This is a genomic window from Thermococcus litoralis DSM 5473, from assembly GCF_000246985.2.
GTDB lineage: Archaea > Methanobacteriota_B > Thermococci > Thermococcales > Thermococcaceae > Thermococcus_A > Thermococcus_A litoralis.
Map to the genome: position 1 here is coordinate 1,506,113 of NC_022084.1, position 24,366 is coordinate 1,530,478.

Here is a 24,366-nt window from a genome sequence, read left to right on the forward strand (position 1 = left end):
TTCAATCACCCTCATAGGCATCAACTATCTTTATGGCATCAAACCTGCAGACATTATAACATGTTCCGCATTTTATGCACGCTTCTTGGTCTATTACATGCGGCTTAAGCTTCTCTCCGCTTATAGCTTTGACAGGGCAGAAAATCGCACATGCCGTACATCCTGTGCATTTATCTGCTATTATGACGTACTTTATGAGGGGCTTGCATACCTTAGCCGGGCATCTCTTGTCCTTCACGTGAGCTATGTATTCATCCCTGAAATACTGAAGGGTTGTTAGAACTGGATTTGGTGCCGTTTGTCCAAGCCCACATAGAGAACCGGCTTTCACCATGGGGGCAAGTTCCTCAAGTTCCTTTATGTCTTCCATAGTCCCCTGTCCTTTGGTTATCTTATCCAAGATTTCCCACATCCTCTTGGTGCCTATGCGGCAGAAGGTGCACTTGCCGCAGGACTCCTTAACCGTGAAGTCAAGGAAGAACTTGGCGACGTCGACCATACAGGTGTCCTCGTCCATAACCACCATTCCGCCGCTTCCCATTATCGCCCCGGTGGCGTTCACGCTCTCGTAGTCAACGGGGGTGTCAAAGAGCTCCTCCGGAATGCAACCGCCCGAAGGCCCGCCGAGCTGAACTGCCTTAATTTTCTTGCCGGTCTTAGTGCCACCGCCGATCTCGTAAAGGATTTCCCTAAGCGTGATTCCCATAGGAACCTCTACGTTTCCTCCATGCTTTATCTTGCCCGAGAGGGCGAAGACCTTGGTGCCTTTGCTCTTCTCCGTCCCAAGGGAAGCGTAAGCTTCCGGGCCGTGCCTTATTATCCATGGCACGTTCGCCCAGGTTTCCACGTTGTTTATGTTGGTGGGCTTTCCAAAGAGACCCTTCTGGGCAGGATAAGGCGGCCTCGGCCTCGGCATGCCGCGTTTGCCCTCGATGGAGGCTATCAAAGCGGTCTCCTCACCGCAGACGAAGGCTCCAGCGCCCTCTTTGATGACGATGTCGAAGGAGAAACCGCTCCCGAGGATGTTCTCGCCGAGGAAGCCTCGCTCCCTCGCCTGCTGGAGCGCTATCCTAAGGCGTTTTACTGCAAGGGGATACTCGGCTCTCACGTAGATAAAGCCCTTGGTAGCTCCGATCGCGTAGGCCCCTATTATCATCCCCTCGATCACGCGGTGGGGATCCCCTTCAAGGACGTTCCTGTCCATGAAGGCTCCGGGGTCGCCCTCGTCGGCGTTGCAGATAACGTACTTCTCGTCTCCCTTCGCTTGACGGGTGAACTTCCACTTCAGGCCCGTGGGGAAGCCGGCGCCTCCCCTACCCCTCAGGCCGGATTTGGTGATTATATCTATTATCTCCTCTGGCTCCATTTTGAGGGCCTTTTTGAGGGCTTCATAGCCCCCAGCAGCTATGTATTCCTCTATGTCCTCAGGATTTATGTAGCCGGAGTTTTCAAGAACTATCTTCTTTTGCTTGGCGAAGTAGCCGTCAACATCCCAAGTCTTCCTCTCGCCGTTCTCCCACCAGTCGCGCTTGACTATCCATTCATCTACCGGCTTCCCGTTGATGACGTGCTCCTCTATGATCCTCGGAATTTTCTTAGGGTCAACGTGACCGTATGTGATGATCTCATTCTCGGTAATTATGTCCACGAGAGGTTCGCGGTAGCACATACCAACGCATCCAACGATTTTGAGCTTGATATTTAGATTTCTTTTTTCAAGTTCCTTTTTGAGTGCCTCATAAGTCTCTCTAGCCCCCGCAGCAATTCCACAAGAGTTCATGCCGACTGCAATGGCTTTGATCTCAGACATTGAGCTTCCCCTCCTTGAGGTTTTTGATTATTTTCCTAACCTTCTCAGGCGTTAATTTGCCAAAGACCTTGTCGTTTATCATTATCACAGGGGCAAGACTGCAGCATCCGAGGCAGGCGACTCTTTCAAGGGTTATAAGTCCATCCTGGGTTGTCTGTCCTTCTTCGACACCAACCTCCTCTTTAATTGCCTGAGAAATGTTTACCGCCCCGTTAACGTGGCAAGCGGTGCCGTGGCATATTTTTATAACGTATTTGCCTAGGGGCTCAAAGCGGAACTGGGCATAGAATGTAGCAACACCATAAACTCTGCTCAAAGGCAGTTTTAGGTATTTTGAAATCTCCTCTAGAGCTTCTCTTGGAAGATATCCAAAAATTTCCTGAGTTTTCTGCAACAATGGGATCAAAGAACTCGGATTCGGCTCATAATTGTAGATGTACTCAAACTTCAAATTCATGATTACCACCCACCATTCTATGCCCTTTATCTACGTCAACGTTTATAAATGTACACTAAAGTATATGTTTGCAACATTTGGTTGGTCACCTTATGTTTAAAAAATCCTTAAATTCGTTCTTTACAAATATAAAACTAAACAATGAATTCGGGTGGTAATCTTGCGATATGTAAAACTGCCTCAAGAAAATTTTGAGGAGTTCTTCAACTCTTTGAAGAACTGGGGCAAAGTATATGCCCCGGTGAAAAAGGGAAACATCTATTCCTTTCAGCATGTCGAGAAACCTTCGGAGATAGCCTTTGATTACACCAGAACGATGCTTCCTCCGAAGAAGTTCTTTGTGAGGCCTAAGGATGAAATGCTCAGGCTTAAAGGAGGCAAATGGGAAGAGATCGATGGAGTTGAACCAGTAGTTCTCTTTGGGGTTCATTCATGCGATATCCACGGATTGGAGATACTCGACAAGGTTTACCTTAATGAGCCAGTAGATCCTTACTACAAGAAAAGAAGGGAAAATTCAATAATAATCGGCATGAGCTGTATGCCAGATGAATACTGCTTCTGCAAAAGCTTAGGAACAGATTTCGCTATGCACGGCTTTGATCTATTTTTGCATGAGCTCCCGGACGGCTGGTTAGTGAGGGTTGGTAGTGTAAAAGGACATGAGATAGCTTGGGAAAATGAAGAGCTCTTTGAAGAACTTACAGAGGAGGATATGAGGAACTTCAGGGAGTTTGAAGAGAAAAGGGCCAATTCCTTTAAGAAGCACCTCAACAAGGAAGGTCTTGAAGACATGCTTGACTTAGCCTTTAACAGCCCGGTGTGGAAAAAGTACGAGAAGATATGTCTTGGATGCGGCAACTGTAACATGGTTTGTCCGACGTGTAGATGCTATGAAGTGTGTGACCTATGGATGAACGCCTATGAGGCAGTAAGGGTGAGGAGATACGATTCCTGCTTTATGGAAACCCATGGCTTGGTTGCTGGAGGACATAACTTTAGACCAACTCGTTTAGATCGCTTCAGGCACCGCTATTACTGTAAGAGCTACTTTGACCCCTCAGCGGGCTTTAACTGCGTTGGATGCGGAAGATGTGACGAGTTCTGTCCAGCTAAGATAGAGCACGTTAAGGTTCTCGATGAGGTGAGGGAGGGGTTACAATGACGTTTCAAACACACGACGCGAGGATTTTGGAAGTGAAGGAGCTCACCTCAAGGGAAAAGCTTTTTACACTTCGCTTTGTCGATCCAGAGCTCAACAGAAGCTTCAAATACAAGCCCGGACAGTTTGTTATAGTTGACATAAGGGGTTTTGGAGAGTTTCCGATAAGCCTGTGCTCAACTCCTACTAGAGAGGGCTACTTCCAGCTCTGTGTTAGAAGGGTTGGGAGAATGACAAAATACATGCATAAGCTCAAAGAGGGTGACATAGTTGGGATTAGAGGTCCTTATGGCAATGGCTTTCCAATGGAAAAGATGGAAGGTTCAACTTTAGTTCTCGTGGCTGGCGGTTTGGGAATGGCTCCCCTTCGCTCAGTGCTGTGGTATGCTCTGGATACAGGGAAATATGAAAAAATCTACCTCTTCTACGGCACAAAGGCCTATGAGGATATTCTCTTCAGGGATGAGGTGATACACCTCCTCAAACATGGCGAGGATATGAACTGTCATGTGAAACTCGCCTACGAAGTGGAGAGCCCTTCATGCATATACCTAGAGAAGGGCTATTCACCGAGGGTATGCAAAGGAGTCGTTACAGACCTCTTTAGAGGAGAAACCTTTGACGTTGAAAACACCTATGCACTAATCTGCGGCCCACCGGTGATGTACAAATACGTTATCAAGGAGCTTTTAGATAGAAAGCTCTCTCCGGGAAGGATTTACATGACCCTCGAAAGGAGAATGCGCTGTGGGGTTGGGAAATGTGGCCACTGCATCGTGGGAACGAGCACCTCTATTAAATACGTGTGCAAAGACGGCCCTGTATTCACTTATTGGGATGCTCTATCTACAAGGGGGCTGATATGATGCTCAAGCTTGGTGTTTTTGAGCTGACCGATTGTGGAGGATGCGCTCTCAACATTCTCTTCCTATACGAAAAGCTCTTTGATCTGCTTGAATTCTACGAAATAAAGGAATTTCACATGGCTTCAAGTATTAAAGAACACGACACTCTTGATGTGGCGATTGTTACTGGAAGTGTTTCAACACAGAGGGATCTTAATCTCCTTCACTACGCAAGAAACCACTCAAAATATCTCATAGCCCTCGGAACCTGTGCCACCCATGGAGACGTGCAGGCGAGTGTTGAAGGGAAAATCAGAGAAAAGCTTGAGAAAGTTTATGGAACGAGAGCAAACCCAATGAAGGCTTTAGATTCAACTCCGATTGTGCAGCATGTGGCAGTTGATTACGCCTTGCCGGGCTGTCCCTATGATAAGGATGAAATTTATCAGGTGCTCATGAATTTGGCAAAAGGTGTTGAGCCACCTACAAAGGACTATCCGGTCTGTGTGGAGTGCAAGCTCAATGAATACGAGTGTGTTCTTGTTAAGAGGGGCATTCCTTGTTTGGGTCCAATAACGCTCGGCGGGTGCAATGCAGTCTGCATAAAATCTCAGCTGGGATGCATTGGGTGCAGAGGGCCTCTGCCGAAGGAAGCAAACCCTGCAAGTGAGTTCGAGATTCTCAAGGAGCTTGGCTACGACGAGGAATACATTCGGAGAAAGTTCAAGACTTTTGCAAGGGGTGAGCTGAGATGGTGAGCATTGAGATCGAGGCTTTTACAAGGGTTGAAGGAAACGGAGGAGCGGAAATAATCATCGAGAACGGGGAAGTGAAGGACGTTAAGGTGAAAATATTCGAAGGGCCAAGGTTCTTCGAGCTCCTCACCCTTGGAAGACACTACTGGGACGTGCCGGACTTAGAGGCTAGAATATGCGCCATATGCTATCTGTCGCATTCAGTCGCTTCGGTACTTGGCATTGAGAGAGCCTTTGGAGTTGAAGTCCCAGAGGAGATAATGCTTCTAAGGGAACTAGGCCTTCTAGGAGAACTCATCGAGAGTCATGCTCTGCACCTCTACCTCTTAGTTGCTCCGGACCTTTTCGGGTATGCTGACGCGATAAGAATGGCAAGCAAACACGGCGAAATAGTAAAAGAAGGCCTCACAATCAAGGCGTTTGGCAACTACATCAGGGAGGTTATTGGTGGAAGGGAGATACACGGCATAAATGTTAAGCCCGGTGGATTTGGGAGATACCCAACAATAGAAGAGCTTGAAAGAATGGAAATGCAAAGTGAGGCATTATTAAAGCTTGCAAGGAGGGCAGTGGGCATATTTGCGAATCAGGAGTATTTGGGAGCAAAGGCGGAGCATTACGTTGCGGTTAACGGCTACCTCTATGGGGATGAGCTGATTGCTGACGATGGAGAGCACTTTGACTATTTCAAGTGCATTGAGGAGAAAACTCTCCCATACAGCTTTGCAAAGCAGAGCAGATACAAAGGAGAGGTATTCATGGTAGGAGCCCTTCCAAGGGTAATATTGAAGTACGAAATGCTTACCCCAATGGCAAGGCATCTCTACGAGGAATATAAGGAGAAGCTTGCTCAAGGATACGTCAGCCTAAACAACTTAGCTCAAGCCATAGAGCTTGTATATGCCCTCGAGAGGACGAAGGAAATAGCCAGAGCTCTCCTCGATAAGGGCTTTGAGGGAGAAAACGTGCCGATTGAACCCAAAGAAGGAGAAGGAATAGGTTACGTTGAGGCACCTAGGGGCGTTTTGGTGCACCACTACAGGATTGATGAAAAGGGCAACATAGCGTATTCCAACATTATAACCCCCACAGCTTTCAACCACGCCATTATGGAGCTCAGCCTTTACGAAGAGGCTAAAAAGAGGTATGGAAGCTCAGATGAAATGACTTTCCTTCAGAAGCTGGAAGAAACTGTTAGGGCATTTGATCCCTGCATTTCCTGTTCTGTGCACGTTGTTAGGCTCTGATTCTTTTTTATTTTAATGCAAAAAAGTTATATTTGTAGAGGGTATTAATTAGTTGTGGAGGTGAAAGTTTGGAGTCTTTAGAGGGAGTTTTTAAACTAGCCGATAAAATAAAGTTTGGAGAAATTGTTCTCGTTGAATACTCTCCGTCATTCATACCTGAGCTTATGACCCTTGGGCTTATGTCCTATGGGAAGTCACGGGGATTGCCGGTTATAATTGATGATAACTTCGATTCTCTCCACGTTATTCAGAAGCATCTTGAATTCCTTGGCATTAAGGAGGACTTTAGAGATGCCCTTGTTGTTAAAACCGGTGGAAAAAGGAACATTGGAAACGTTGTTACAAGGGTAAAATTTGTCAGCGAGCCGGTTATATACATAAGAAATTATGAAGAGGCAGGGAGAGCGGTCTTCTCAAAGGTTGAGAAATCCATAAACATTGTCCTCGGCCTTGAAAGGCTCTTTTCGTTTGTTTCATCGGTACCAGAATTCTACGCCTTTATCCTCGCACTTCAGTCTTTCCTTGGAAATGAGAAGCGGAAGGCATTCTATTTAGTCAATAAGGATATTGCATCCTTAATCCCATTTAACCCTCTACCAGAACTTGAAAGATTAGCAACTACGGTAATTGAAGCCGTTCCAACCCCTACGAGCGGTATTTTTACTTTCAAAAAATCCACAAGCTTGGATCTGCTTGGAAAGAAAATCGAAATCCCAGCTGGGGTGATAAGATGGAAATGACAAAAGAGATGCTTTTTGATGTAGTGGATAGAACACCCTTCGGCGATTTGGTTCTTATAGAGGATGAAACTACTTACGGCTTGGTTATGGCAATGTATGCCTTTGTGAGATATGCTCGGGAAAGGGGAATTAAAATAATGATCGACGATGTTTTAGACACTCTTTTTCTGATAAAAAAGCAACTGGAGTTTCTTGGCGTTCAAGAGGACTTCTCAGATGTCCTTGTAATCAAAACTGGGGGAAAGATGGACGTTGGGAAGGTCGTGGGAAGAATTCCCTTGGAAACAGAGCCGGTGATATATTTGAGCAGATATGAGAGTACTGTCAAAGAAGTTTTTTCTGAGGGGAAGTACATCAACATAGTCCTTGGCCTTGAGAGGCTTTTTGCCTTCTTCCAGGAGCCCGTTGAATTTTATACGGTAATAAACTCCATTCAGGGATTTTTGGGCAACAAGAGCAGAAAAGCGTTTTACATAATAGACAAAAACGTTGCTTCAAATCTCAAGTTCAACCCAATCCCGGAGCTAGAGGAAATGGCGACGACTGTGGTATACATCAAAGGAGAATACGGAAAGGGAAAGGTTACCTTTGGAAAGAACCCGTTTATAGAGTTTCTGGGCAAAGAGTACGAAGTCTCCCTTGAGAGAGTACTCCAGTGGTGAACATGGGGCTCTTTGACATTTTCAAAAAGAAAGAGGGTAGAGTTGAGATATTCTCAAAAAGACCCGTGGCTAAGTTTAAGGTGGAAAAGGTCTTTGAAATCTTTGGCAATGAAGTTCTGGTTGGAGAAGTTGTTGAGGGAGTTATTTACCCAGGCTATAAAGTGAAGGGAAAGAAAGCCGCACTCATAAGGGAGATACAGAAAGAGAGGCAAAAGGTCGATTTTGCGCTCGAATATGATAAAGTGGCCCTTGTTTTGGAAGGGAAACTTAACACCAAAGCCGGGGAGGTACTTGAGGTTTATCAATCCTAAGGGCTTTTAAACCTCTTCACTTATGCTTTCTTGGTGGTGGGAATGATAATATTTGATAACCACTTTCACGTTGACCCCTTTAAAGGGCTGTTCTTAGAGGCGGTTAAAGAATTTCACAAGGCTGGAGGCACGCATCTCAACGTGGTTTACAAGAGTGCCCACGATTACGGATTTAATGGAAGTAGAGCTGAGGACTTCATGAAGGCCATGGACTTTCACATAAGCCTTGTGGAGAGGATAAATAAAGAAACCCCAGTTAGGGCATTTGCCTTGGTTGGGGTTCACCCGGCGGAGTTTGCCTACCTTGCGGAGAAGAAAGGTGTGGAATACGCTAAAGACGAGGTCATGAAGGCTTTGGAATATGCCCAAAAGCTCTGCCTTGAGGGAAAGGCAATAGCGATAGGTGAGATAGGAAGGCCACACTACGAGGTCAGCGAGGAGGTATGGAATGCAAGCATAGAGCTCATGAAGTATGGGATGAAACTTGCTAAAGAAGCAGACTGTGCAGTCCAGCTCCACACGGAGAGCTTTAATGAAGAGAAGTTCAGAGAGCTCGGAGCGATTGTCAAAGAAGTGGGCATAAAGCCCTACAAAGTCGTCAAGCATTACTCCCCGCCACTGGTCAAAGTTGCCGAAGAAGTTGGCGTCTTTCCCTCAATTCTAGCGAGCAAAAAAGCCATTATGGAAGCCTTAATGCAGGGAAGCAGGTTCTTGATGGAGACCGATTACATAGACGATAAAAAGAGGCCGGGAGCTGTTTTAGGCCCCAAAACCGTGCCCAAGAGGACAAAAGCATTTCTCCAGCAGGGCTTAATGGACGAGGAAACAGCTTACAAAATCCACGTTGAGAATCCAAAAAAGGCGTATGGGGTGGAGATAGAGGAGTAGGGAGCAATTAAACTCTTATCCCTTCTTCTTTAATAGTTTGTATGAACGAATCATTTCTCCTTCTGAATTCCTCTGGAGAAATAATAATCGGGCTTATGAGCTCCCCATACTCAAGAAGTACTTCGGTAGAGATATCTATGACATCTTCAAGTGGAACGTTACCAACAATCATCACGTCTATATCGCTTTCTTCTTCACTCTCTCCCCTTGCATAGGAGCCAAATACAATGATCTCCTGTACTTCATCTCCAAATTTTTCTTTTATTCTTTTTAAGAATACTTCAAGGGCTTTTTCCTTCATTTTTGATCATCTCCAGAGCCTTTTTAACCCTGTCCAAGAATGCTTCAGCACTTTCAACAAGTTCTTCAGCTTCTTCATGTGTTGGCTGGTAATAAATATCATAATCTGCCCGAGATCTCAGAACAAAGGCTTTGTTAAGTGCTTTAGCATATAACTCTTCAATGAATCCTTCCGTCACAAAATACAGCCCAAACATCTTGACAACTCCAGAGTGTTTTCTTGGCTTTATATCTTTTGTTAAGAGTAATGCTTTAGCGGCATGGAACATTGAATAGTATGCTCTACTTATTGCATCTCTAAGCTTGTTGTTTTTCAGAAGTATATGCGCTGATGAAAGCTCCTCTTCTGCAAGTCTTAAATGGCGCTCTATCTCTTCCCACATGATGCTCCCCAAGGAAAATTATGATTAGCCAATATATTAACCCTTCGGGAGAAGGGAAATGGGCTCTGACCCAATTTCTACGGGAGTTGGATATTTGATGGGAATAACCTACGCCATTATTGTGTTTGTGGGGCTCTGGGATGTCCAGAGAAAAAAGAACACAATCTTGGGGGACTCCCTTGAAGACTCGGAGGAGCTCTACAAAGCCTACTTAGGCATGTGGGCTATGGGATTTCTCTTTAATCCTTTGGCATACTACCTCTCTGGAAGTATTTACCTGGGATTCATTGATAGGCTTGCAGCGTTTACCTCCCTAGTTGTTGGGATTCTCTCCTATCGGAGATACAGATTCTTCAAGACACAAAAACTCCTCCAGGAAGCCATCGCCAAAGGTGTAGAAATCGGAATGAAGAAATCTAAGGAGAGGTGACTCTAAATCTCTCCCGCTTCTCTCAAAACTTTTTCATAAAGCCCCTCACTCAACTAGAAGCCAGTAGCCTTCAGCTTTTCGAGCTCGTCCTTAAGGCTCTCTATCTCCCCACGAAACTTCGCTCTGAGGAGAATGCCGATAGTTCCCACAACTCTAAGCCCCAGAGCCCTCGCTACTTCCCGGCCATCGTAGTCGTCGATCAAAATAAGCTCGGCGTTCTTTTCAAGTGCCAGAACTATCGCCTCGCTCTCACCTTCATCCAGTTCAAGCATGGGAGTGCGTTTTAACCTGTCATCGGATATCTTCTCCACCTTGATCCATCCGGCGTTTTTAATTGCCCTTGCATCTTCGCTCCCGCCACCTTCAAGGAGGCACTCTCGATAAACGGCTTCGGGGATAATTATTTCCCCAAAGAACTCCGGAGAAGCTCAAGTCTGCCAATCTTGGCAAGATGAATCAGAGGGGTTAAATCACTCACCACGCGCAAATGCCACGTCCTCCTCAAGCTCCCTTTCCGTGTAATGCCTCGGGACTTTCCTCTTGGCCAGTTCCTCAAGGAACTCTCTCTTGGTTACTCCCGCAAGCTTGGCAGCTTTTCCGAGGGAGAGAATTCCTCGCTGATACAAAATAACCGCAAGATCAATTTTCAGCTCCCTCTCTACTTCTTTCCTCGGAAGCTTCATTGCGGTGATTATATCTTCTGGAATTACTATTTCCATTTTCCCACCGGTTGATGGTTGTAGTGGAAAATATTTAAAACCTTCGCTAAATCTCAACCTTTCTCACAACTTTCACCTTCCCGGGCTTTCCGAGTTCTCCCTCTACCTCGAAGACCTTTCCGAAAAACTGCTCCACGACCCAGACGTTGGTTATGAGGTGCTTTGTGATTTCACTCACCCATATCTCTCCTCCCGCAAAGGCTAAAAACGGTATGAGCTGGTCTCCGAGGAACTTGTCTACTGCATGTCCCGTCTTTAATTGCTCTAAAAGTTCAGTTGCGGCTTCTCTTCCCACGACCTCTGCCGGTTTGCCCCTCTCCCCAAGGGCATCTCCTCCCAAGCGGAGAACATCTGTATTCGCCCATACGACGATCCCACTTCCCGGGCCTAGGTGGGAGTCTTTACCGGGTTCATAGTACTCCTCCTTAATCTTCACCGGCACAGAAGGATAAACCCTCTCAAGGACTTCTCTTGCAGCTTTTGCCTGTCTTATAGCAACGTGGGAAGGCAACCTTACAGCGTGGCTTATCCCTTCAAAGCTGTGAAGTCTTTTAAACTCTGTAGCAACCAGCGGCTTCTTTTCTTCCCAAGAATATGCTTTACCGATGACCAATCCTCCGCCCCTTGGGTAATGGCCTCTCTTCTTTATTTCTAGCTCCACCCTAATGCCGAGCTTTTCGAGGGCGTAGAGGGTTACGTGCTTGAGATAATCAACTGGCGGGCTCCAGGGGACGTCAGTTCCCCCGGTTATCTCAAAAGTGACCTCGCTATCTGCAAAGACCATCGCTGGCAGAAGGGCTTGAAGAACAAGGGTTATGCTGCCGGCAGTTTTTATTGGCACCCTAATGTGTTTTGTTTTTATCTCTTTGGGGTAGAACTCCAGCTCAGTTGAACCTTCTCTCGCTCCCTTTACTTCTCCATGTGAAAGTTCCTTGAGAGCTAAAACGCCGTATAGGTGCTGGGGCCTTAGTCCGGGTTTTGGTCTCTTAGCACGGATGTTTATTATCTTAACAGCCTCTCCTGTGATGACTGAAAGGGCAAGTGCAGTCCTTAATATTTGCCCCCCGCCCTCTCCATAACTCCCATCAATGACCCTCATTCTCCTCACCAAGAAACAGTACAAGCGCTTCATTTAAAAGTTCTTCTGGCCTTGCGTTGAGTTTTTTCTCCTTGAGCCTCTTGAAGAGCTTTGATAGGGTTGAGAGAGTTTTGAAAGTTCTTTTCTCTTCGGGTATTTTCTCTACCACTTCATCCGACACTTTTACTCCAGTCTTTTCCTCTAGAAGTTCCTTGAATTCTTCTTGGCTTAAATATGGCAGCCTTATCTTCACAGGCAGGTCGTACTTTTCATTTTTGCTTTCCACTATCAGCGTGAACTCCACGGAAACCTTGAAGCCCTTAATCTTTGCGCTCCCTTTTTCCTTAATCCTTATGAGTTTTTCAACAAGTTCCTCGGGAGGCTCTCGGAGTATTAGAAATCCCTTGTGGGCTTTTAAGAACAGGGGAGCTCTGTAAATCTTATCTCCAATTTCACCCGCTTCAAAATCTTCCAAAGAATCCACATAGCTGTCCCAAACCACTACCGGAGGTTTTATTAGGGGCTCTTTTCCTCTCTTTATCACTTCATGGAGCTCGCTATCAAAAAGCCGAAGTTTTAGCGAGCCAAGTTCAAGGACTTCTGGGATTTTAACGGCTCCCTTGATAGCTTCTTTCAAAACCTCTGAAAGGGGGAGTTCTGCATGGTTTATCACCAGCGTGTCTTCCATAAGCTCCAGAGCTCTGAGCTTTTCGATAAATCTCGGCGGGAGGTTTAGGTTTTTGAGCTCAAGTCTAACCGGTTCTTCTTTTAAGTTTTCTTTAGCTTTTATCTCCTTTAGAAGATCTTTGCTGAGGGAGGTTATCTGGTATATTTCCTTCTTTCCCTGAAGGTAGAGGATCCCATTTGAGAGAAGCCTTAACCCGAGACGGCCAAGAAAAGAAGAAAGCTCGCTTTCGGTTCGCGTGCTTATTATCTCTTTCCCTTCAACATTCTCATACCCCTTATCCACCACAACGAAATCCGCTGGATGGATTCCCTTTTCGTATAGAAACCTCTCCAGGATATCCTTGGCGAGTTCTTCATTCTCTGCATAGACTTTTATGAGCTCTACCTCGCCATTTTTTCTAACCCCAATAAAAACTACTCCACTGTATCTTTCTTTAGGTGTAAGTAGATCGGTCTCCATGATTCTTTCTTCGCTTTTTGTTCTTATATCCTTTTTCAAAGGCTCATGAAGCCAAGTGGCTCCCCTGTGTCAAGGTTTACTATCTTTATTTCTCTCTTTCTCGTGTCCAGAAATGCAACACTCTTTATTCCACTGACGTACCCACAAACCTCGCCGGGATTAAGAACTATGCTTCTCCCAGTTTCCCTTATCTCGTATTTATGAGTGTGCCCCCTTATCACAACGTCATAAAGCTGGCTCCTTATAAATGCCTCAACTACCTTTTCATTTGTGCCGTGAAGGAGAACTATCTTAAGCCCATCCAGTTCGAGCTCTATTATTTCATCATCTACCCCAATCGCTTTTTTGAGACCTTCTCTTTCTCCATCGTTGTTGCCAAAGACACCCTTTAACGGTGCATTTAGTTTTGAAAGTTCTCTTTTGACAAAAGGTGCCACATAATCGCCTGCATGAAGCACGAGGTCAACGTTTTCCTTGTTAAATAGCTCAACAGCCCTTGCTATAGCCGGAAGGTTGTCATGAGTGTCGCTCATTATTCCTATCAGCATACGATCACCTCTGTATAGTCAAGGATGAGGAGTTTATATTTTTATCTTCGGTGGGCTAAAGCTTAAGAACTTCAGTTCATCAACAATCTATACGATGAGAGGGTGAAAGGTAATGCTGATTGGGAGGGCATTGATTCCGGTCAAGGTGTTAAAATCATTTGGGAGCTGGAAAGCTGGGGATACCCCGTTAATTGAAGATTGGAAAGCCAAAGAGCTTTGGGAAAGAGGCATAGTGGAGATTATAGATGAGAGTGAGAAAATCATCCGCGAGCTTGAGAAGGTTATAAACGAAGAAAAAAACAGCGAGCCGATAACTTCAATTCCAGAGGGGTTGTATGAAAGGGCTGAGTTCTATATTTATTATCTTGAAAATTATGTAAAAACCAAGACCGATGTGGATATAGAAATTTTAAATGCCAAAATGACCAAGCTCTCCAATTTAAAGAGAAAGTACCAGTATCTCAAAAGGCTCCGCTTTAATAAGATAATCAACGCAATAATGTTCAGACCCGGGAGCTTGGAGATCCTAAGCAGACTCTCATTGGAGGAAAGGAGGATATACCTCCAGATATCCCAAATTAGAAATGAGTGGTTGGGTGAGAAGTGATGGACAAGGAGGAGATGATAGAGAGATTTGTGAAGTTTCTCAGAGAATATACCGATGACAGCGGGAACAAGGTTTATTTAGATGAAATAAGGGATGTGCTGACAGTTGTCCCTAGGAGATATCTTGCGATAAACTGGGAACATTTAAACGCCTTTGATCCCGAACTCGCTGGAGAGCTTATAGACAATCCCGAAGAAGTTATCCTTGCGGCTGAAGATGCTATCCAAATAATCCTGCAGGAGGATTTCTTTAGGAAGGAGCCTTTTCTAATTCATGCTCGTTTTCATGGTCTGCCAAAGAGCTACCTTGTGAAGGAGCTTGGGAGTGAGCATATAAACAAATTCATCCAGGTGGAGGGAATAATAACAAGGATGACCGAGGTAAAGCCCTTTGTTTCGAGAGCGGTTTACATCTGCAAAGATTGCGGACATGAGATGGTGAGACTTCAAAAACCGTATGCGAACTTAATCAAGCCCAACAAATGTGAAGCCTGTGGAAGTAGGAACGTTGAGCTTGACGTTGATAAGAGCACTTTTCTAAACTTTCAGAGCTTTAGACTCCAAGACAGGCCTGAAAGCCTTAAAGGTGGACAAATGCCCCGTTTTGTTGACGTAATTTTGCTTGACGATCTCGTGGATATTGCCCTTCCAGGAGATAGAGTAGTTATAACTGGAATTTTGAGGGTTGTTTTAGAGCAAAGGGACAAGAGACCAATATTCCGGAAGATAATAGAGGCAAACTATGTGGAGCAGTTAAGCAAGGAAATAGAAGAGCTCGAAATAACTCCGGAGGATGAGCAGAAGATTAAGGAGCTTGCAAAAAGGAAGGATATTGTCGATGTAATAGTTGACTCTATCGCTCCTGCTATTTATGGAATGAAAAAGGAAAAACTCGGAATTGCCCTCGCGCTGTTTGGAGGAAACACGAAACAACTCCCGGATGGGACAAGGCTAAGAGGAGAGAGCCACGTTCTGCTTGTAGGAGATCCTGGAGTAGCTAAGTGTGTTGAATACAATACAGAAGTTGTGCTGTCGGATGGGAGCATTAAACCAATCGGAGAACTCGTTGATGAAGCCATAGAAAAAGCAAAAGAACGCGGAACCCTTGGTGTCGTTGACGATGGCTACTATGCACCCATAGACCTCGAAATCTACGCCCTCGACGCTTCAACGCTGAAGGTTAGAAGGGTTAAGGCAAACATTGCATGGAAGAGAACCGCTCCGGAAAGAATGTTCAGGATAAAGACCGCTAGTGGGAGGGAAATAAAAGTAACACCAACACATCCTTTCTTCGTCTTTGATGAAGGAACCTTCAAGACAAGAAAAGCAGAAGAGCTAAAAGTGGGAGACAAAATCGCAACGCTAAGAAGAGAGAATGAACCAATTGAAATTCCCGAGACAAAAAATGAGCATCTCAAAAAGCTCCTTGCCAGTTCTGACATCTTCTGGGACAGGATAGAAGAGATAGAGGAGTACAAGCCGGAGCACCCGTGGGTATATGACCTTCAAGTTCCCGAGCATCATAACTTCATAGCTAACGATATCTTTGTTCACAATAGCCAGCTCCTTCGTTATGTGGCGAATTTAGCACCGAGGGCTATCTATACCAGTGGGAAGAGCTCAAGCGCCGCCGGCCTTACTGCCGCCGCAGTGCGCGATGAATTAACCGGCTCTTGGGTTTTGGAGGCTGGAGTTCTTGTTTTAGCGGATATGGGCATTGCATGTCTTCACCCCGATTCGAGAGTGCTTGTGAACGGCAAATACCTTCCAATAAAAGAGTTATTTAATGAGGCAAAGTCCTACAAAGCCAAATCTAACGGTGAGATAGTGGATATTCAGGAAGATACTTTCGAAGTTGTCTCATTAGACCTTGAAAGAATGAAAACTGGTAACTCTTTGGCCACAATCATCAGGAGGAAACAATGGAAAGGAGAACTCGTTAAGCTAAAATTCCGCTCGGGTAATGAACTCCTTCTTACTCCCGACCACTGGCTCATTGATGGTAAAACATTAGAATGGAAAGAAGCAGGAGAGTTTAAACCGGGTGATACGGTCGTTGCTCCTCTCAAACTCCCAGAAGTGAAGGAGAAAATCTACATCCTTGACATACTTCCTGAAAACTGGAGGGTTAAATTAACCAAGGAAGAAAAAGAAGAGCTAAGAAAAGAAGTTCTTAGAAGATTCAAGTCTATTGCAGAGTTCAACAGGCACTACGGTATTTCAAAAGACTTTCTATCTGGGAGAGGAGCTATAAAGGTTGGTAAGTTCAGGAAGATACTCAAAGATTTCGGCATTTACGAAAAATGGAAAAAGCGTCACCTGGCTTATGGGCCATATTCAAGAAGAGAAAAGCTTAAGGTCGCATATATAACTCCAGAAATGGCCTATTTCTTTGGATTTCTGTACGGAGACGGGTGGATTCAAAGAATTGGAGATAGGGTAACACTGCGGATAACCCAATCACTTGTCAATGAAAAACAGCTCAAAAGGTTAAGAGAGAGTTTTGCATTATTTTATCCTAAAAAACTCAGAGAGTACAGGAGAACTACATCGAGCATCTTGGCAGGAAACAAAATCTCGAGTGAAAGCATAACCTTCTCAGTAAATTCTCCTCTTCTCGGCTACATCTACGAGTACCTCACGAAAGACAATCTAACGAACCTCTTTGGGCTAGATGATGAGGCACTTAAAGCATTTGTTGCAGGGGCTCTGGACTCAGACGGTTGTGTATCAATAAAGCGGAGTGATAAAGGAGAAGTTGTCCACGTGGAGTTCCTCCTATCTAATGATATTAGGAAAGATAATGCCTTTGCAATGCTCCTAAGGAGATTTGACGTGTATGCCAGAATTGTAAGAGACAAACGAGAAAACGTCAATAGAATACAAATAACCTCTAGGGAAGACGTTAAAAACCTTTTAGAAGCTGTGAAATCTTACAGCATAAAGGTCAAAGAAATCCCTGAAGTTAAACGCCTTATATCGCCCAAAAGCGACAAATTGCCCTCAGAGCCTGTTAAAGAAATTGCGAGGAGGATAAGAGAGGAAATACCAGCTTCAATTCTCTTGGAAAAAGGTCTTTGGAGTGTTATCTATGAGTACTCCAAAGGCGTCCGTGTTCCAACTAGGAAACAAATCCATAAACTTCTGGAGAGACTTTCGGATTATCTCAGCCCGGAAATAAAATTTAAGCTTGAAATCCTAGCAAGAAGGGACTACTTCCTTGATGAAATTGTGGAGGTAGAGAGGATACCATATGAAGGGCATGTTTACGATCTTTACGTGCCTGTTTATCATAACTTTGTAGCCGAAGGAATAATTGTGCATAACTGCATTGACGAGATAGACAAGATGAGCGACAGAGATAGGAGTTCCATACACGAAGCCCTTGAGCAGCAGACCGTTAGTATATCAAAGGCGGGAATTACAGCAACACTGAATGCAAGAACTACGGTTATAGCCGCGGCCAATCCTAAATATGGAAGGTTCAATAGGATGAAATCCCTTCCGGAGCAAGTGGATTTGCCTCCAACACTCCTAAGCAGGTTTGACCTTATATTTGTTCTTCTTGATGAGCCAGATGAAAAACTCGATTCTGAGATAGCTGAGCACATACTTAAGGTCAGAAAGGGTGAGGCGGAGGCAGTTGCTCCAAAGATACCGCATGAGCTTCTCAAAAAGTACATAGCCTATGCAAGAAAGAACATCAAACCAGTGCTCAGTAAAGAGGCAATGGAAGAAATCAAGCGCTACTACGTTAAAATGAGAAGGACAATAGGGAGAGGAGGTAGTGAGGAAGGGATTAAACCGATTCCAATTACCGCAAGACAGCTTGAGGCTCTCATAAGGCTCAGCGAAGCCCATGCAAAAATGAGGCTGAGCGAGATTGTCACAAAAGAAGACGCCAGAGCTGCAATTGAGCTTATGGAATATACGCTAAGGAAGACGGCAATGGACGAAGAAGGAAACATTGATGTCAGCATCTTGGAGATTGGAAAATCCTCAAAGAAAATCAACAAGATGGACAAGATTCTCAATATAATAAAAGAGCTTCAGGATTTGGAAGACTACGGGGCCCCTAGGGAAGAGATAATAAAAGAGGCCAGCAAACACGGAATAGGAAAGAGTGAGGTTGAGAAAATATTAGAAGAACTCAAAGCGAACTCAATGATATATGAACCTCGTTCGGGCTATTACAAGGTTTTGTGAAAAGGTTAATAAGGCGAAGATAGAACCTATAGCGAGGTGAGAAAAATGGAGTACGACTATTATGATTATGAGAAGCTTTTGGAAAAAGCGTATGAAGAACTTCCAGAGAATGTTAAGCATCATGAATCAAGATTTGAGGTTCCTGCTGCAGTGGTAACAATCGAAGGCAACAAAACTATAATCGAGAACTTCAGGGATATCGCGGAGGCCATGAACAGAGATCCAAATCATCTGCTTAAGTTTATCTTGAGGGAAGTCGCTACTGCGGGTGTCTTGGAAGGAAGAAGAGCCGTCCTGCAGGGGCGTTTTACACCGTATCTCATAGCAAACAAAATGAAGAAATACCTCAAAGAGTACGTCATATGCCCTGTGTGTGGCTCACCGGACACAAAGATCATCAAGAGAGACCGCTTCCACTTCTTGAAGTGTGAAGCCTGTGGTGCTGAAACCCCAATAGCCCATCTCTGAGCCCTTTTTCACTCTTTTGTTTGTGTACATGTACTCTTCTGAGCATTTTATGGCTATGAAAATCCTTTTAAAGGGGTTTACAAACTACAAATTAGTTAACCAATGGTTATGGGGGCAACTCTTATGAGCATGGAGGAAAAAGTGAAGGAACTCTATGAAAAGAAGGAGAAAATTCTGAAGATGGGTGGAGAGGAAAAGGTGGCAAAGCAGCATGAAAAAGGAAAGCTTACAGCGAGAGAAAGAATCGAAAAACTCCTTGATCCTGGAAGTTTTGTAGAGATAGGGATGTTCGTTAAGCACAGAAACACAGAGTTTGGCCTTGACAAGATGGAGCTACCAGCAGATGGAGTTATCACCGGCTATGGAACGATCGACGGCAGATTGGTCTTCGTTTATGCTCAAGATTTCACCGTTATGGGTGGTTCTCTTGGAGAAATGCACGCGGCAAAGATAAAGCGCATCATGGAGCTGGCTTTAGAGGCAGGAGCGCCAGTGATAGGACTCAACGACTCCGGTGGGGCGAGAATACAGGAGGGTGTTGACTCACTTAAGGGCTACGGTGAGATATTCAAGATGAACACCCTTCTCAGCGGTGTAGTCCCACAGATTACAGCCATTATGGGCCCGTGTGCCGGAGGAGCCGTATACAGCCCGGCAATAGGCGATTTTATCCTTATGGTTGACAATCCCGCAAGCTTCATGTTCATTACTGGTCCCCAAGTAGTAAAGGCAGTCACTGGTGTGGAAGTCTCTCCAATTCAGCTTGGTGGTGCAATGGTTCATGCCCAAAAGAGTGGACAGGCTCATTTAATAGGAAAGAGTGACGAAGAAGTTTTAATGCTCATAAGAAGGTTGGTAAGCTATCTCCCATCAAACAACATGGAGAAGCCGCCTAGATATCCAACTAACGATCCACCGTTTAGAAAAAGCGAGAAGCTCTATGAAATAGTTCCAGATGATCCCAACAAAGGTTACGATGTGAGGCAGGTTATCTATGAGATTGTTGATAGGGATGCCAACGGAAATCCAGACTTCCTTGAGATACTCCCCTACTTTGCTCCAAATGCCGTCGTAGGCTTTGGAAGGATGAACGGACAAACTGTTGGAATTGTGGCAAACAACCCAATTCACTTAGCGGGAGTTCTTGATATAGACAGCTCCGACAAGATTGCACGCTTTGTCAGGACTTGTGACGCCTTCAACATCCCAATAGTAACTTTGGTTGACGTTCCCGGTTACTTGCCGGGAGTTCAGCAAGAATACGGTGGAATCATAAGGCACGGTGCAAAGGTGCTCTATGCTTATTCAGAGGCAACAGTCCCAATGGTCACAGTAATCTTGAGGAAGGCTTACGGTGGAGCTTATCTAGCCATGGGAAGCAAACACCTTGGTGCAGATTTTGTCTTCGCTTGGCCAACGGCTGAGATAGCCGTTATGGGACCGGAAGGAGCGGCAAATATCATCTTTAGAAAGGAGATTGCCAAAGCAGAAAATCCAGAAGAGGTCAGGCAACAAAAGATCAAAGAATACAGAGAGAAGTTTGCTAACCCATATGTTGCCGCAAGCAGAGGCTACATAGATGATGTCATAGACCCAGCGGAGACAAGAGGAAAGATAATCATGGCGTTGGAGGCTTTAGAAAGCAAGCGTGTAAAGCTTCCACCAAAGAAGCACGGCAATATACCATTGTGAGGTGCGAGAAATGGTCACTTGGGAGTTTTTCCTTGAGGGTCTTTATATTACCATTTTGGGCGTTACGGTAGTTTTCCTAGTGCTCTCAATATTAGCCCTAGCAATGTATGGAATAGGATACCTTGAAAGGGTGTTGATTGAGAGAGAAAAGCCTGTGGAAGTTAAGCCCTTGCCTAAGGAAGAGAAGGTAGTTGTTGAGGAGAAGCCTTCAATTGAACCAAAGAAGCTTGCAGTAATCACTGCTGCGATTTTGGCTTACATAGCAGAGAAGAACGCTCAACTTAGACCTTTGCCGTTTAAAAAGAAACCTTCCGATGCTTGGCGTTTATATGGTATTCAATCCCAGGTTGAAGAGGTTGAAAACTTTAACTACGAAATGGGGGCATGGTGAGGATGAAAGGTAAAGTTAAGGTCATTGTTGATGGCGTTCCTTATGAGGTTGAGGTTGAAGAACTCGGTGGAGGAAAGTTCAAAGTTAGCTTTGAGGGAGAAAGTTACGAAGTTGAGGCTAAAGACCTTGGAATCCCAATGGGGGCGCTTCAAGCTCCTTCGGCAGCTCCTGTTCAGGTTGGTGCTCCTGTCGCTACTCCTGCGCCAGCTCCAGCAGTAGCTTCTGCTCCGGTATCGGCTCCTTCAGTTCCGGCTCCGGCGGTTGGCGAGGATGTGGTTTCTGCGCCTATGCCTGGTAAGATTCTTAGGGTTTTGGTTAGGGAGGGTGATCAGGTTAGGGTTGGTCAGGGGTTGCTCATTTTGGAGGCTATGAAGATGGAGAATGAGATTCCCTCACCAAAGGATGGAGTCGTCAAGAGAATACTCGTCAAGGAAGGAGACACCGTCGACACAGGACAACCACTAATAGAACTAGGGTGATGGGGAATGGGAATTGAGCAAGCAATACTTGACTTCTTTGCCAACATAGGTCTCTTTCATTTAACAGTCGGAAACGTGATAATGATAATTGTTGGCTTCATCCTGATGTATTTGGCCATAAGGTATGAGATGGAGCCATTGTTGTTGCTCCCGATTGGAATAAGTGCCGTACTAGTGAATCTCCCATTAACTGGCATTTTGAGTGCCGATCCAGAGCATCCAGGGCTGTTTTTCCTAATTAAGCACTACCTTATTGACACAGAGGTTGTGCCATTGCCGATCTTCTTTGGTCTAGGAGCAATGACGGATTTTGGTCCAATGATCGCCGATCCAAAGACTGCACTGCTTGGTGCAGCGGCTCAGATTGGTGTCTTCATTGCAATGCTTACTGCAGTAGCCTTAGGCTTCAACCTCCAAGAGGCAGCTTCTATTGGTATCATTGGCGGTGCCGATGGGCCAACAACAATTTATCTAACCACTAAGCTCGCTCCCCATTTACTTGGTGCAACTGCAGTAGCTGCTTATTCCTACATGAGCCTCGTCCCAATAATCCAGCCTCCAGTTATTAAAGCCTTAACAACTCCAGAGGAGAGAAAAATCAGAATGGAACAGCTAAGGCCGGTTTCAAAGAGGGAGAAGGTTATTTTCCCAATAGCTTCGATGATAATCATCGGCCTCCTTGTACCTTCAGCAGCTCCTTTGGTTGGAATGCTTATGATCGGCAACCTTTTCAGAGAAAGCGGTGTTGTTGAAAGACTTAGCAAAGCTGCAAGAGAAGAGCTAATGAACATCGTTACGATCTTCCTTGGACTTGGTGTTGGATCAACAATGCAGGCGGAGAGCTTTCTAACTTTGAGCACTATAAAAATCCTTCTCCTTGGTGTCATAGCTTTTGCTTCAGCAACTGCTGGTGGGGTATTGTTGGGTAAGCTCATGATGAAGCTTAGCGGTGGAAGGATAAACCCAATGATCGGTGCTGCCGGTGTTTCAGCAGTTCCAATGAGTGCTAGGGTTGTTCAAAAGCTTGCCGCAAAGGAAGATCCCGGAAACTTCATACTAATGCATGCAATGGGACCAAACGTTGCTGGAGTTATAGGAACTGCAGTCGCCGCTGGAGTTCTGCTCTCGGTACTTGGGTGATCTCTTCTTTTTTATTAGAATTTTCTGAGTTCCTTTTTTAGGCTTAATTGAGGAGAAAAGTAAAAATTAAGAAGAGAAATCACATCATGCCGGGCATTCCGCCCATTCCACCCATTTCTCCTTCTCCACCTTTACCTTCGCCCTTTGAAAGCTTTGCAGCGATGACATCGTCGATTCTAAGGATCATTATTGCAACTTCACTTGCGCTCTTTATGGCTTGCCTCTTAACCCTAGCTGGCTCGATGACACCTCTCTCAAGCATGTCAGCTGGTTCTCCGGCAAAGACATCAACACCAATTGCTTTTCCTTTGTTCTTGTGCTCGCTTATGGCCTTAACGAGGACGTCTATTGTGTCAAGTCCAGCATTTTCTGCAAGAGTCTTTGGAATGATTTTCAAAGCTTCAGCAAATGCCTCAACTGCAAGCTGTTCCTTTCCACCTACTTGCTTTGCGAACTCATCGAGTCTAATGCTGAGCTCAATCTCTGTAGCTCCTCCTCCTGGTAAGATTGCACCGTCTTCCATGACGTCCTTGACGACTTTGATGGCATCTTCNAGGGCTCTCTCGACTTCGTCGACAACGTGCTCTGTTCCACCCCTAATGAGGATTGTAACTGCCTTTGGATTCTTGCAGCCCTCAACGAATATCATGTTTTCGCCAGCGACTTTCCTCTCTTCAACAAGCTCAGCATAGCCAAGGTCTTCGCTTGTTAAGTCTTTAACGTTTGTGACAATCTTAGCGCCCGTGGCTTTGGCAAGCTTCTCCATGTCGCTCTTCTTAACTCTCCTTACTGCCAAGATACCGTGCTTTGCGAGGTAGTGCTGTGCTAGGTCGTCAATTCCCTTCTGGCAGAAGAGGACATTAGCACCTGTTGCCGCTATTTGCTCCACCATCTCTTGGAGCATCTTTTCCTCCTGCTCGAGGAACGCATAGAGCTGGTCTGGGCTCGTAATGTTTATCTTTGCATCCGTTTCGGTCTTTTTAACCTCGAGGGCATCGTTTATGAGGGCTATTTTTGCGTTTTCAACTTTCTTTGGCATTCTTGGGTGAACTCTCTCTTTGTCAATAACGACACCCTTGATGAGCTGAGTGTCCCTTACGCTTCCACCTCCTTCTTCTCAAGCTTGATGTTATCAATGTCCACCGCGTATGTCCCGTTAATCTTTTCGGCAACCTGCTTAACTGCCTCAACGGCAAGCTTTGCCAAAAGCTCTTTGTGGCTCTCAGCGTTCTTACCGGTTATTGAAGTTGAGGCTATTTTTGTGAGGGTTTCCTCGTTGTCTGGTTCAACTGAGATTGCCATGCTGTCAAGTATCTCTTGAGCCTTCTCGGCTGCAAGAGTGTAACCCTTAATAATTATGCTCGGGTGGATGTTTTGGTCTAAAAGCTCTTCAGCCTTTGCTAAGAGTTCTCCCGCAATTACAACGGCTGAGGTTGTTCCATCTCCGGCTTCCTTGTCCTGGGTCTTTGCAATTTCAATAATCATCTTGGCGGCTGGGTGCTGGACATCGATTTGCTCCAAAATCGTTGCACCGTCGTTTGTGATGACTATGTCACCAAGGCTGTCGACAAGCATTTTNTCCATACCCTTTGGACCAAGGGTAGTTCTTACGGTTTCCGCTATGACTCTAGCGGCCAAAATGTTCAATCTCTGGGCGTCTCTTCCAACGTATCTCTGGGTTCCTTCGGGAAGAATAACAACAGGCTGTCCACCTTGTCCTACCATCATTTCAATTACCTCCATTTGTTAAACAAGGGCCTTTCGTTAGTGCTCTATAAAAAAGTTTCTACTTAAAAGGCTGAATTTAATGAAAATTCTTGAACAATAGGCAACAAATAAGCTAAAGTTTTGTTCAAACTACAAAGAACAGAAGCGCAAAAGATTCTTAAAGTAACGTTTCCC

25 protein-coding genes and 1 pseudogene are annotated in these 24,366 nt (G+C 45.1%); 16 read left to right on the forward strand and 10 right to left on the reverse strand.

Going from position 1 to position 24,366, the window contains the following annotated elements; translation table 11 throughout:
* Position 1: 1 nt before the first annotated feature.
* Entirely contained in the window at positions 2-1,810 is a 1,809-nt protein-coding gene (gene nuoF / locus OCC_RS08165) for an NADH-quinone oxidoreductase subunit NuoF (RefSeq protein ID WP_020953762.1), read from the reverse strand.
* The gene (gene nuoE / locus OCC_RS08170) at positions 1,803-2,267 is read right to left on the reverse strand and encodes an NADH-quinone oxidoreductase subunit NuoE (protein ID WP_004069407.1); all 465 of its coding nucleotides are present in this window, start codon (positions 2,265-2,267) and stop codon (positions 1,803-1,805) included. The genes nuoF and nuoE overlap by 8 nt, the downstream gene beginning before the upstream one ends.
* A 160-nt stretch (positions 2,268-2,427) precedes the next feature.
* On the opposite strand from nuoE, the gene shyB reads away from it, so the two are divergent.
* The 8 genes from shyB to OCC_RS08210 all read left to right on the forward strand — a co-directional run bounded on the left by shyB (position 2,428) and on the right by OCC_RS08210 (position 8,877).
* Positions 2,428-3,432 carry an NAD(P)-dependent hydrogenase/sulfhydrogenase 2 subunit beta gene (gene shyB, locus OCC_RS08175; protein ID WP_004069408.1) on the forward strand — a complete coding sequence of 335 codons (1,005 nt, stop codon included), beginning with the start codon at positions 2,428-2,430 and terminating at the stop codon, positions 3,430-3,432.
* Entirely contained in the window at positions 3,429-4,295 is an 867-nt protein-coding gene (shyC, locus tag OCC_RS08180) for an NAD(P)-dependent hydrogenase/sulfhydrogenase 2 subunit gamma (protein ID WP_004069409.1), read from the forward strand. Before shyB ends, shyC begins: the two co-directional genes overlap by 4 nt.
* Entirely contained in the window at positions 4,292-5,032 is a 741-nt protein-coding gene (shyD, locus tag OCC_RS08185) for an NAD(P)-dependent hydrogenase/sulfhydrogenase 2 subunit delta (protein WP_004069411.1), read from the forward strand. Before shyC ends, shyD begins: the two co-directional genes overlap by 4 nt.
* On the forward strand, positions 5,029-6,276 hold the full coding sequence (shyA, locus tag OCC_RS08190; protein WP_048874706.1) for an NAD(P)-dependent hydrogenase/sulfhydrogenase 2 subunit alpha: 1,248 nt from the start codon (positions 5,029-5,031) through the stop codon (positions 6,274-6,276). Before shyD ends, shyA begins: the two co-directional genes overlap by 4 nt.
* A gap of 68 nt (positions 6,277-6,344) precedes the next feature.
* The gene (locus tag OCC_RS08195; RefSeq protein ID WP_004069414.1) at positions 6,345-7,016 is read left to right on the forward strand and encodes a DUF257 family protein; all 672 of its coding nucleotides are present in this window, start codon (positions 6,345-6,347) and stop codon (positions 7,014-7,016) included.
* A complete protein-coding gene (locus OCC_RS08200) occupies positions 7,007-7,678 on the forward strand; it encodes a DUF257 family protein (protein WP_004069416.1) in 672 nt (223 codons plus the stop codon). Before OCC_RS08195 ends, OCC_RS08200 begins: the two co-directional genes overlap by 10 nt.
* Before the next feature lie 2 nt (positions 7,679-7,680).
* Entirely contained in the window at positions 7,681-7,989 is a 309-nt protein-coding gene (pbp11, locus tag OCC_RS08205; RefSeq protein ID WP_004069418.1) for a tRNA-binding protein Pbp11, read from the forward strand.
* Between the two features lie 42 nt (positions 7,990-8,031).
* Positions 8,032-8,877, forward strand: coding sequence for a TatD family hydrolase (locus OCC_RS08210; protein ID WP_004069420.1), 846 nt, complete (start codon positions 8,032-8,034; stop codon positions 8,875-8,877).
* Between the two features lie 7 nt (positions 8,878-8,884).
* Here OCC_RS08210 and OCC_RS08215 read toward each other — a convergent pair whose 3' ends face one another.
* Together OCC_RS08215 and OCC_RS08220 are read right to left on the reverse strand one after the other, a co-directional pair.
* Positions 8,885-9,178 (reverse strand): nucleotidyltransferase domain-containing protein, encoded by a 294-nt coding sequence (locus OCC_RS08215; RefSeq protein WP_004069422.1) that lies wholly within the window; start codon positions 9,176-9,178, stop codon positions 8,885-8,887.
* Positions 9,159-9,560, reverse strand: a complete 402-nt coding sequence (locus OCC_RS08220) for a HEPN domain-containing protein (protein WP_004069424.1) — start codon at positions 9,558-9,560, stop codon at positions 9,159-9,161. The genes OCC_RS08215 and OCC_RS08220 overlap by 20 nt, the downstream gene beginning before the upstream one ends.
* Before the next feature lie 58 nt (positions 9,561-9,618).
* Between OCC_RS08220 and OCC_RS08225 the strand changes: the two genes are divergently transcribed.
* Positions 9,619-9,990 carry a hypothetical protein gene (locus OCC_RS08225; protein WP_004069426.1) on the forward strand — a complete coding sequence of 124 codons (372 nt, stop codon included), beginning with the start codon at positions 9,619-9,621 and terminating at the stop codon, positions 9,988-9,990.
* 53 nt (positions 9,991-10,043) lie between these two features.
* Here OCC_RS08225 and OCC_RS12885 read toward each other — a convergent pair whose 3' ends face one another.
* The 5 genes from OCC_RS12885 to OCC_RS08250 form a co-directional block, all read right to left on the reverse strand.
* Positions 10,044-10,301 (reverse strand): DUF3368 domain-containing protein, encoded by a 258-nt coding sequence (locus OCC_RS12885; protein WP_004069428.1) that lies wholly within the window; start codon positions 10,299-10,301, stop codon positions 10,044-10,046.
* Between the two features lie 159 nt (positions 10,302-10,460).
* Positions 10,461-10,709: a UPF0175 family protein gene (locus OCC_RS08235; RefSeq protein WP_004069430.1), complete on the reverse strand. Its 249-nt coding sequence runs from the start codon at positions 10,707-10,709 to the stop codon at positions 10,461-10,463.
* 46 nt (positions 10,710-10,755) lie between these two features.
* Entirely contained in the window at positions 10,756-11,808 is a 1,053-nt protein-coding gene (rtcA, locus tag OCC_RS08240; RefSeq protein ID WP_004069431.1) for an RNA 3'-terminal phosphate cyclase, read from the reverse strand.
* Entirely contained in the window at positions 11,795-12,934 is a 1,140-nt protein-coding gene (locus tag OCC_RS08245; protein WP_048874707.1) for a hypothetical protein, read from the reverse strand. The genes rtcA and OCC_RS08245 overlap by 14 nt, the downstream gene beginning before the upstream one ends.
* Before the next feature lie 35 nt (positions 12,935-12,969).
* On the reverse strand, positions 12,970-13,482 hold the full coding sequence (locus OCC_RS08250) for a metallophosphoesterase (RefSeq protein ID WP_004069434.1): 513 nt from the start codon (positions 13,480-13,482) through the stop codon (positions 12,970-12,972).
* Between the two features lie 112 nt (positions 13,483-13,594).
* Here OCC_RS08250 and OCC_RS08255 point away from each other — a divergent pair, with 112 nt between their 5' ends.
* The 7 genes from OCC_RS08255 (at position 13,595) to OCC_RS08285 (ending at position 22,464) form a co-directional block, all read left to right on the forward strand.
* Positions 13,595-14,089, forward strand: a complete 495-nt coding sequence (locus OCC_RS08255) for a hypothetical protein (protein ID WP_004069443.1) — start codon at positions 13,595-13,597, stop codon at positions 14,087-14,089.
* Entirely contained in the window at positions 14,089-18,294 is a 4,206-nt protein-coding gene (locus OCC_RS08260; protein WP_004069444.1) for an LAGLIDADG family homing endonuclease, read from the forward strand. Before OCC_RS08255 ends, OCC_RS08260 begins: the two co-directional genes overlap by 1 nt.
* Positions 18,295-18,339: 45 nt before the next feature.
* Positions 18,340-18,762 (forward strand): translation initiation factor IF-2 subunit beta, encoded by a 423-nt coding sequence (locus OCC_RS08265; protein WP_004069445.1) that lies wholly within the window; start codon positions 18,340-18,342, stop codon positions 18,760-18,762.
* 123 nt (positions 18,763-18,885) lie between these two features.
* The gene (locus OCC_RS08270) at positions 18,886-20,454 is read left to right on the forward strand and encodes a carboxyl transferase domain-containing protein (protein ID WP_004069448.1); all 1,569 of its coding nucleotides are present in this window, start codon (positions 18,886-18,888) and stop codon (positions 20,452-20,454) included.
* Positions 20,455-20,464: 10 nt separating this feature from the next.
* The gene (locus OCC_RS08275; RefSeq protein WP_004069449.1) at positions 20,465-20,845 is read left to right on the forward strand and encodes an OadG family protein; all 381 of its coding nucleotides are present in this window, start codon (positions 20,465-20,467) and stop codon (positions 20,843-20,845) included.
* Positions 20,846-20,847: 2 nt separating this feature from the next.
* The gene (locus OCC_RS08280) at positions 20,848-21,324 is read left to right on the forward strand and encodes an acetyl-CoA carboxylase biotin carboxyl carrier protein subunit (protein WP_004069451.1); all 477 of its coding nucleotides are present in this window, start codon (positions 20,848-20,850) and stop codon (positions 21,322-21,324) included.
* A 6-nt stretch (positions 21,325-21,330) separates the two neighbouring features.
* Positions 21,331-22,464, forward strand: a complete 1,134-nt coding sequence (locus OCC_RS08285) for a sodium ion-translocating decarboxylase subunit beta (protein ID WP_004069452.1) — start codon at positions 21,331-21,333, stop codon at positions 22,462-22,464.
* A gap of 79 nt (positions 22,465-22,543) precedes the next feature.
* On the opposite strand, the pseudogene thsB reads toward OCC_RS08285, so the two are convergent.
* A pseudogene (thsB, locus tag OCC_RS08290) lies at positions 22,544-24,189 on the reverse strand (thermosome subunit beta).
* Between the last annotated feature and the right edge of the window lie 177 nt (positions 24,190-24,366).

What these genes read in the sequence shown, in the direction of transcription:
- OCC_RS08225 (WP_004069426.1), top strand. Translation starts at nt 9,619, where the DNA reads ATGGGCTCTGACCCAATTTCTACGGGAGTTGGATATTTGATGGGAATA.
- OCC_RS08280 (WP_004069451.1), top strand. Translation starts at nt 20,848, where the DNA reads ATGAAAGGTAAAGTTAAGGTCATTGTTGATGGCGTTCCTTATGAGGTT.
- OCC_RS08285 (WP_004069452.1), top strand. Translation starts at nt 21,331, where the DNA reads ATGGGAATTGAGCAAGCAATACTTGACTTCTTTGCCAACATAGGTCTC.
- OCC_RS08250 (WP_004069434.1), bottom strand. Translation starts at nt 13,482, where the DNA reads ATGCTGATAGGAATAATGAGCGACACTCATGACAACCTTCCGGCTATA.
- OCC_RS08220 (WP_004069424.1), bottom strand. Translation starts at nt 9,560, where the DNA reads ATGTGGGAAGAGATAGAGCGCCATTTAAGACTTGCAGAAGAGGAGCTT.
- OCC_RS08255 (WP_004069443.1), top strand. Translation starts at nt 13,595, where the DNA reads ATGCTGATTGGGAGGGCATTGATTCCGGTCAAGGTGTTAAAATCATTT.
- shyD (WP_004069411.1), top strand. Translation starts at nt 4,292, where the DNA reads ATGATGCTCAAGCTTGGTGTTTTTGAGCTGACCGATTGTGGAGGATGC.
- OCC_RS08275 (WP_004069449.1), top strand. Translation starts at nt 20,465, where the DNA reads ATGGTCACTTGGGAGTTTTTCCTTGAGGGTCTTTATATTACCATTTTG.
- OCC_RS08210 (WP_004069420.1), top strand. Translation starts at nt 8,032, where the DNA reads ATGATAATATTTGATAACCACTTTCACGTTGACCCCTTTAAAGGGCTG.
- nuoE (WP_004069407.1), bottom strand. Translation starts at nt 2,267, where the DNA reads ATGAATTTGAAGTTTGAGTACATCTACAATTATGAGCCGAATCCGAGT.
- OCC_RS08215 (WP_004069422.1), bottom strand. Translation starts at nt 9,178, where the DNA reads ATGAAGGAAAAAGCCCTTGAAGTATTCTTAAAAAGAATAAAAGAAAAA.
- OCC_RS08200 (WP_004069416.1), top strand. Translation starts at nt 7,007, where the DNA reads ATGGAAATGACAAAAGAGATGCTTTTTGATGTAGTGGATAGAACACCC.
- rtcA (WP_004069431.1), bottom strand. Translation starts at nt 11,808, where the DNA reads ATGAGGGTCATTGATGGGAGTTATGGAGAGGGCGGGGGGCAAATATTA.
- shyC (WP_004069409.1), top strand. Translation starts at nt 3,429, where the DNA reads ATGACGTTTCAAACACACGACGCGAGGATTTTGGAAGTGAAGGAGCTC.
- pbp11 (WP_004069418.1), top strand. Translation starts at nt 7,681, where the DNA reads ATGGGGCTCTTTGACATTTTCAAAAAGAAAGAGGGTAGAGTTGAGATA.
- nuoF (WP_020953762.1), bottom strand. Translation starts at nt 1,810, where the DNA reads ATGTCTGAGATCAAAGCCATTGCAGTCGGCATGAACTCTTGTGGAATT.
- OCC_RS08265 (WP_004069445.1), top strand. Translation starts at nt 18,340, where the DNA reads ATGGAGTACGACTATTATGATTATGAGAAGCTTTTGGAAAAAGCGTAT.
- OCC_RS08235 (WP_004069430.1), bottom strand. Translation starts at nt 10,709, where the DNA reads ATGGAAATAGTAATTCCAGAAGATATAATCACCGCAATGAAGCTTCCG.
- OCC_RS08260 (WP_004069444.1), top strand. Translation starts at nt 14,089, where the DNA reads ATGGACAAGGAGGAGATGATAGAGAGATTTGTGAAGTTTCTCAGAGAA.
- OCC_RS08270 (WP_004069448.1), top strand. Translation starts at nt 18,886, where the DNA reads ATGAGCATGGAGGAAAAAGTGAAGGAACTCTATGAAAAGAAGGAGAAA.
- OCC_RS08245 (WP_048874707.1), bottom strand. Translation starts at nt 12,934, where the DNA reads ATGGAGACCGATCTACTTACACCTAAAGAAAGATACAGTGGAGTAGTT.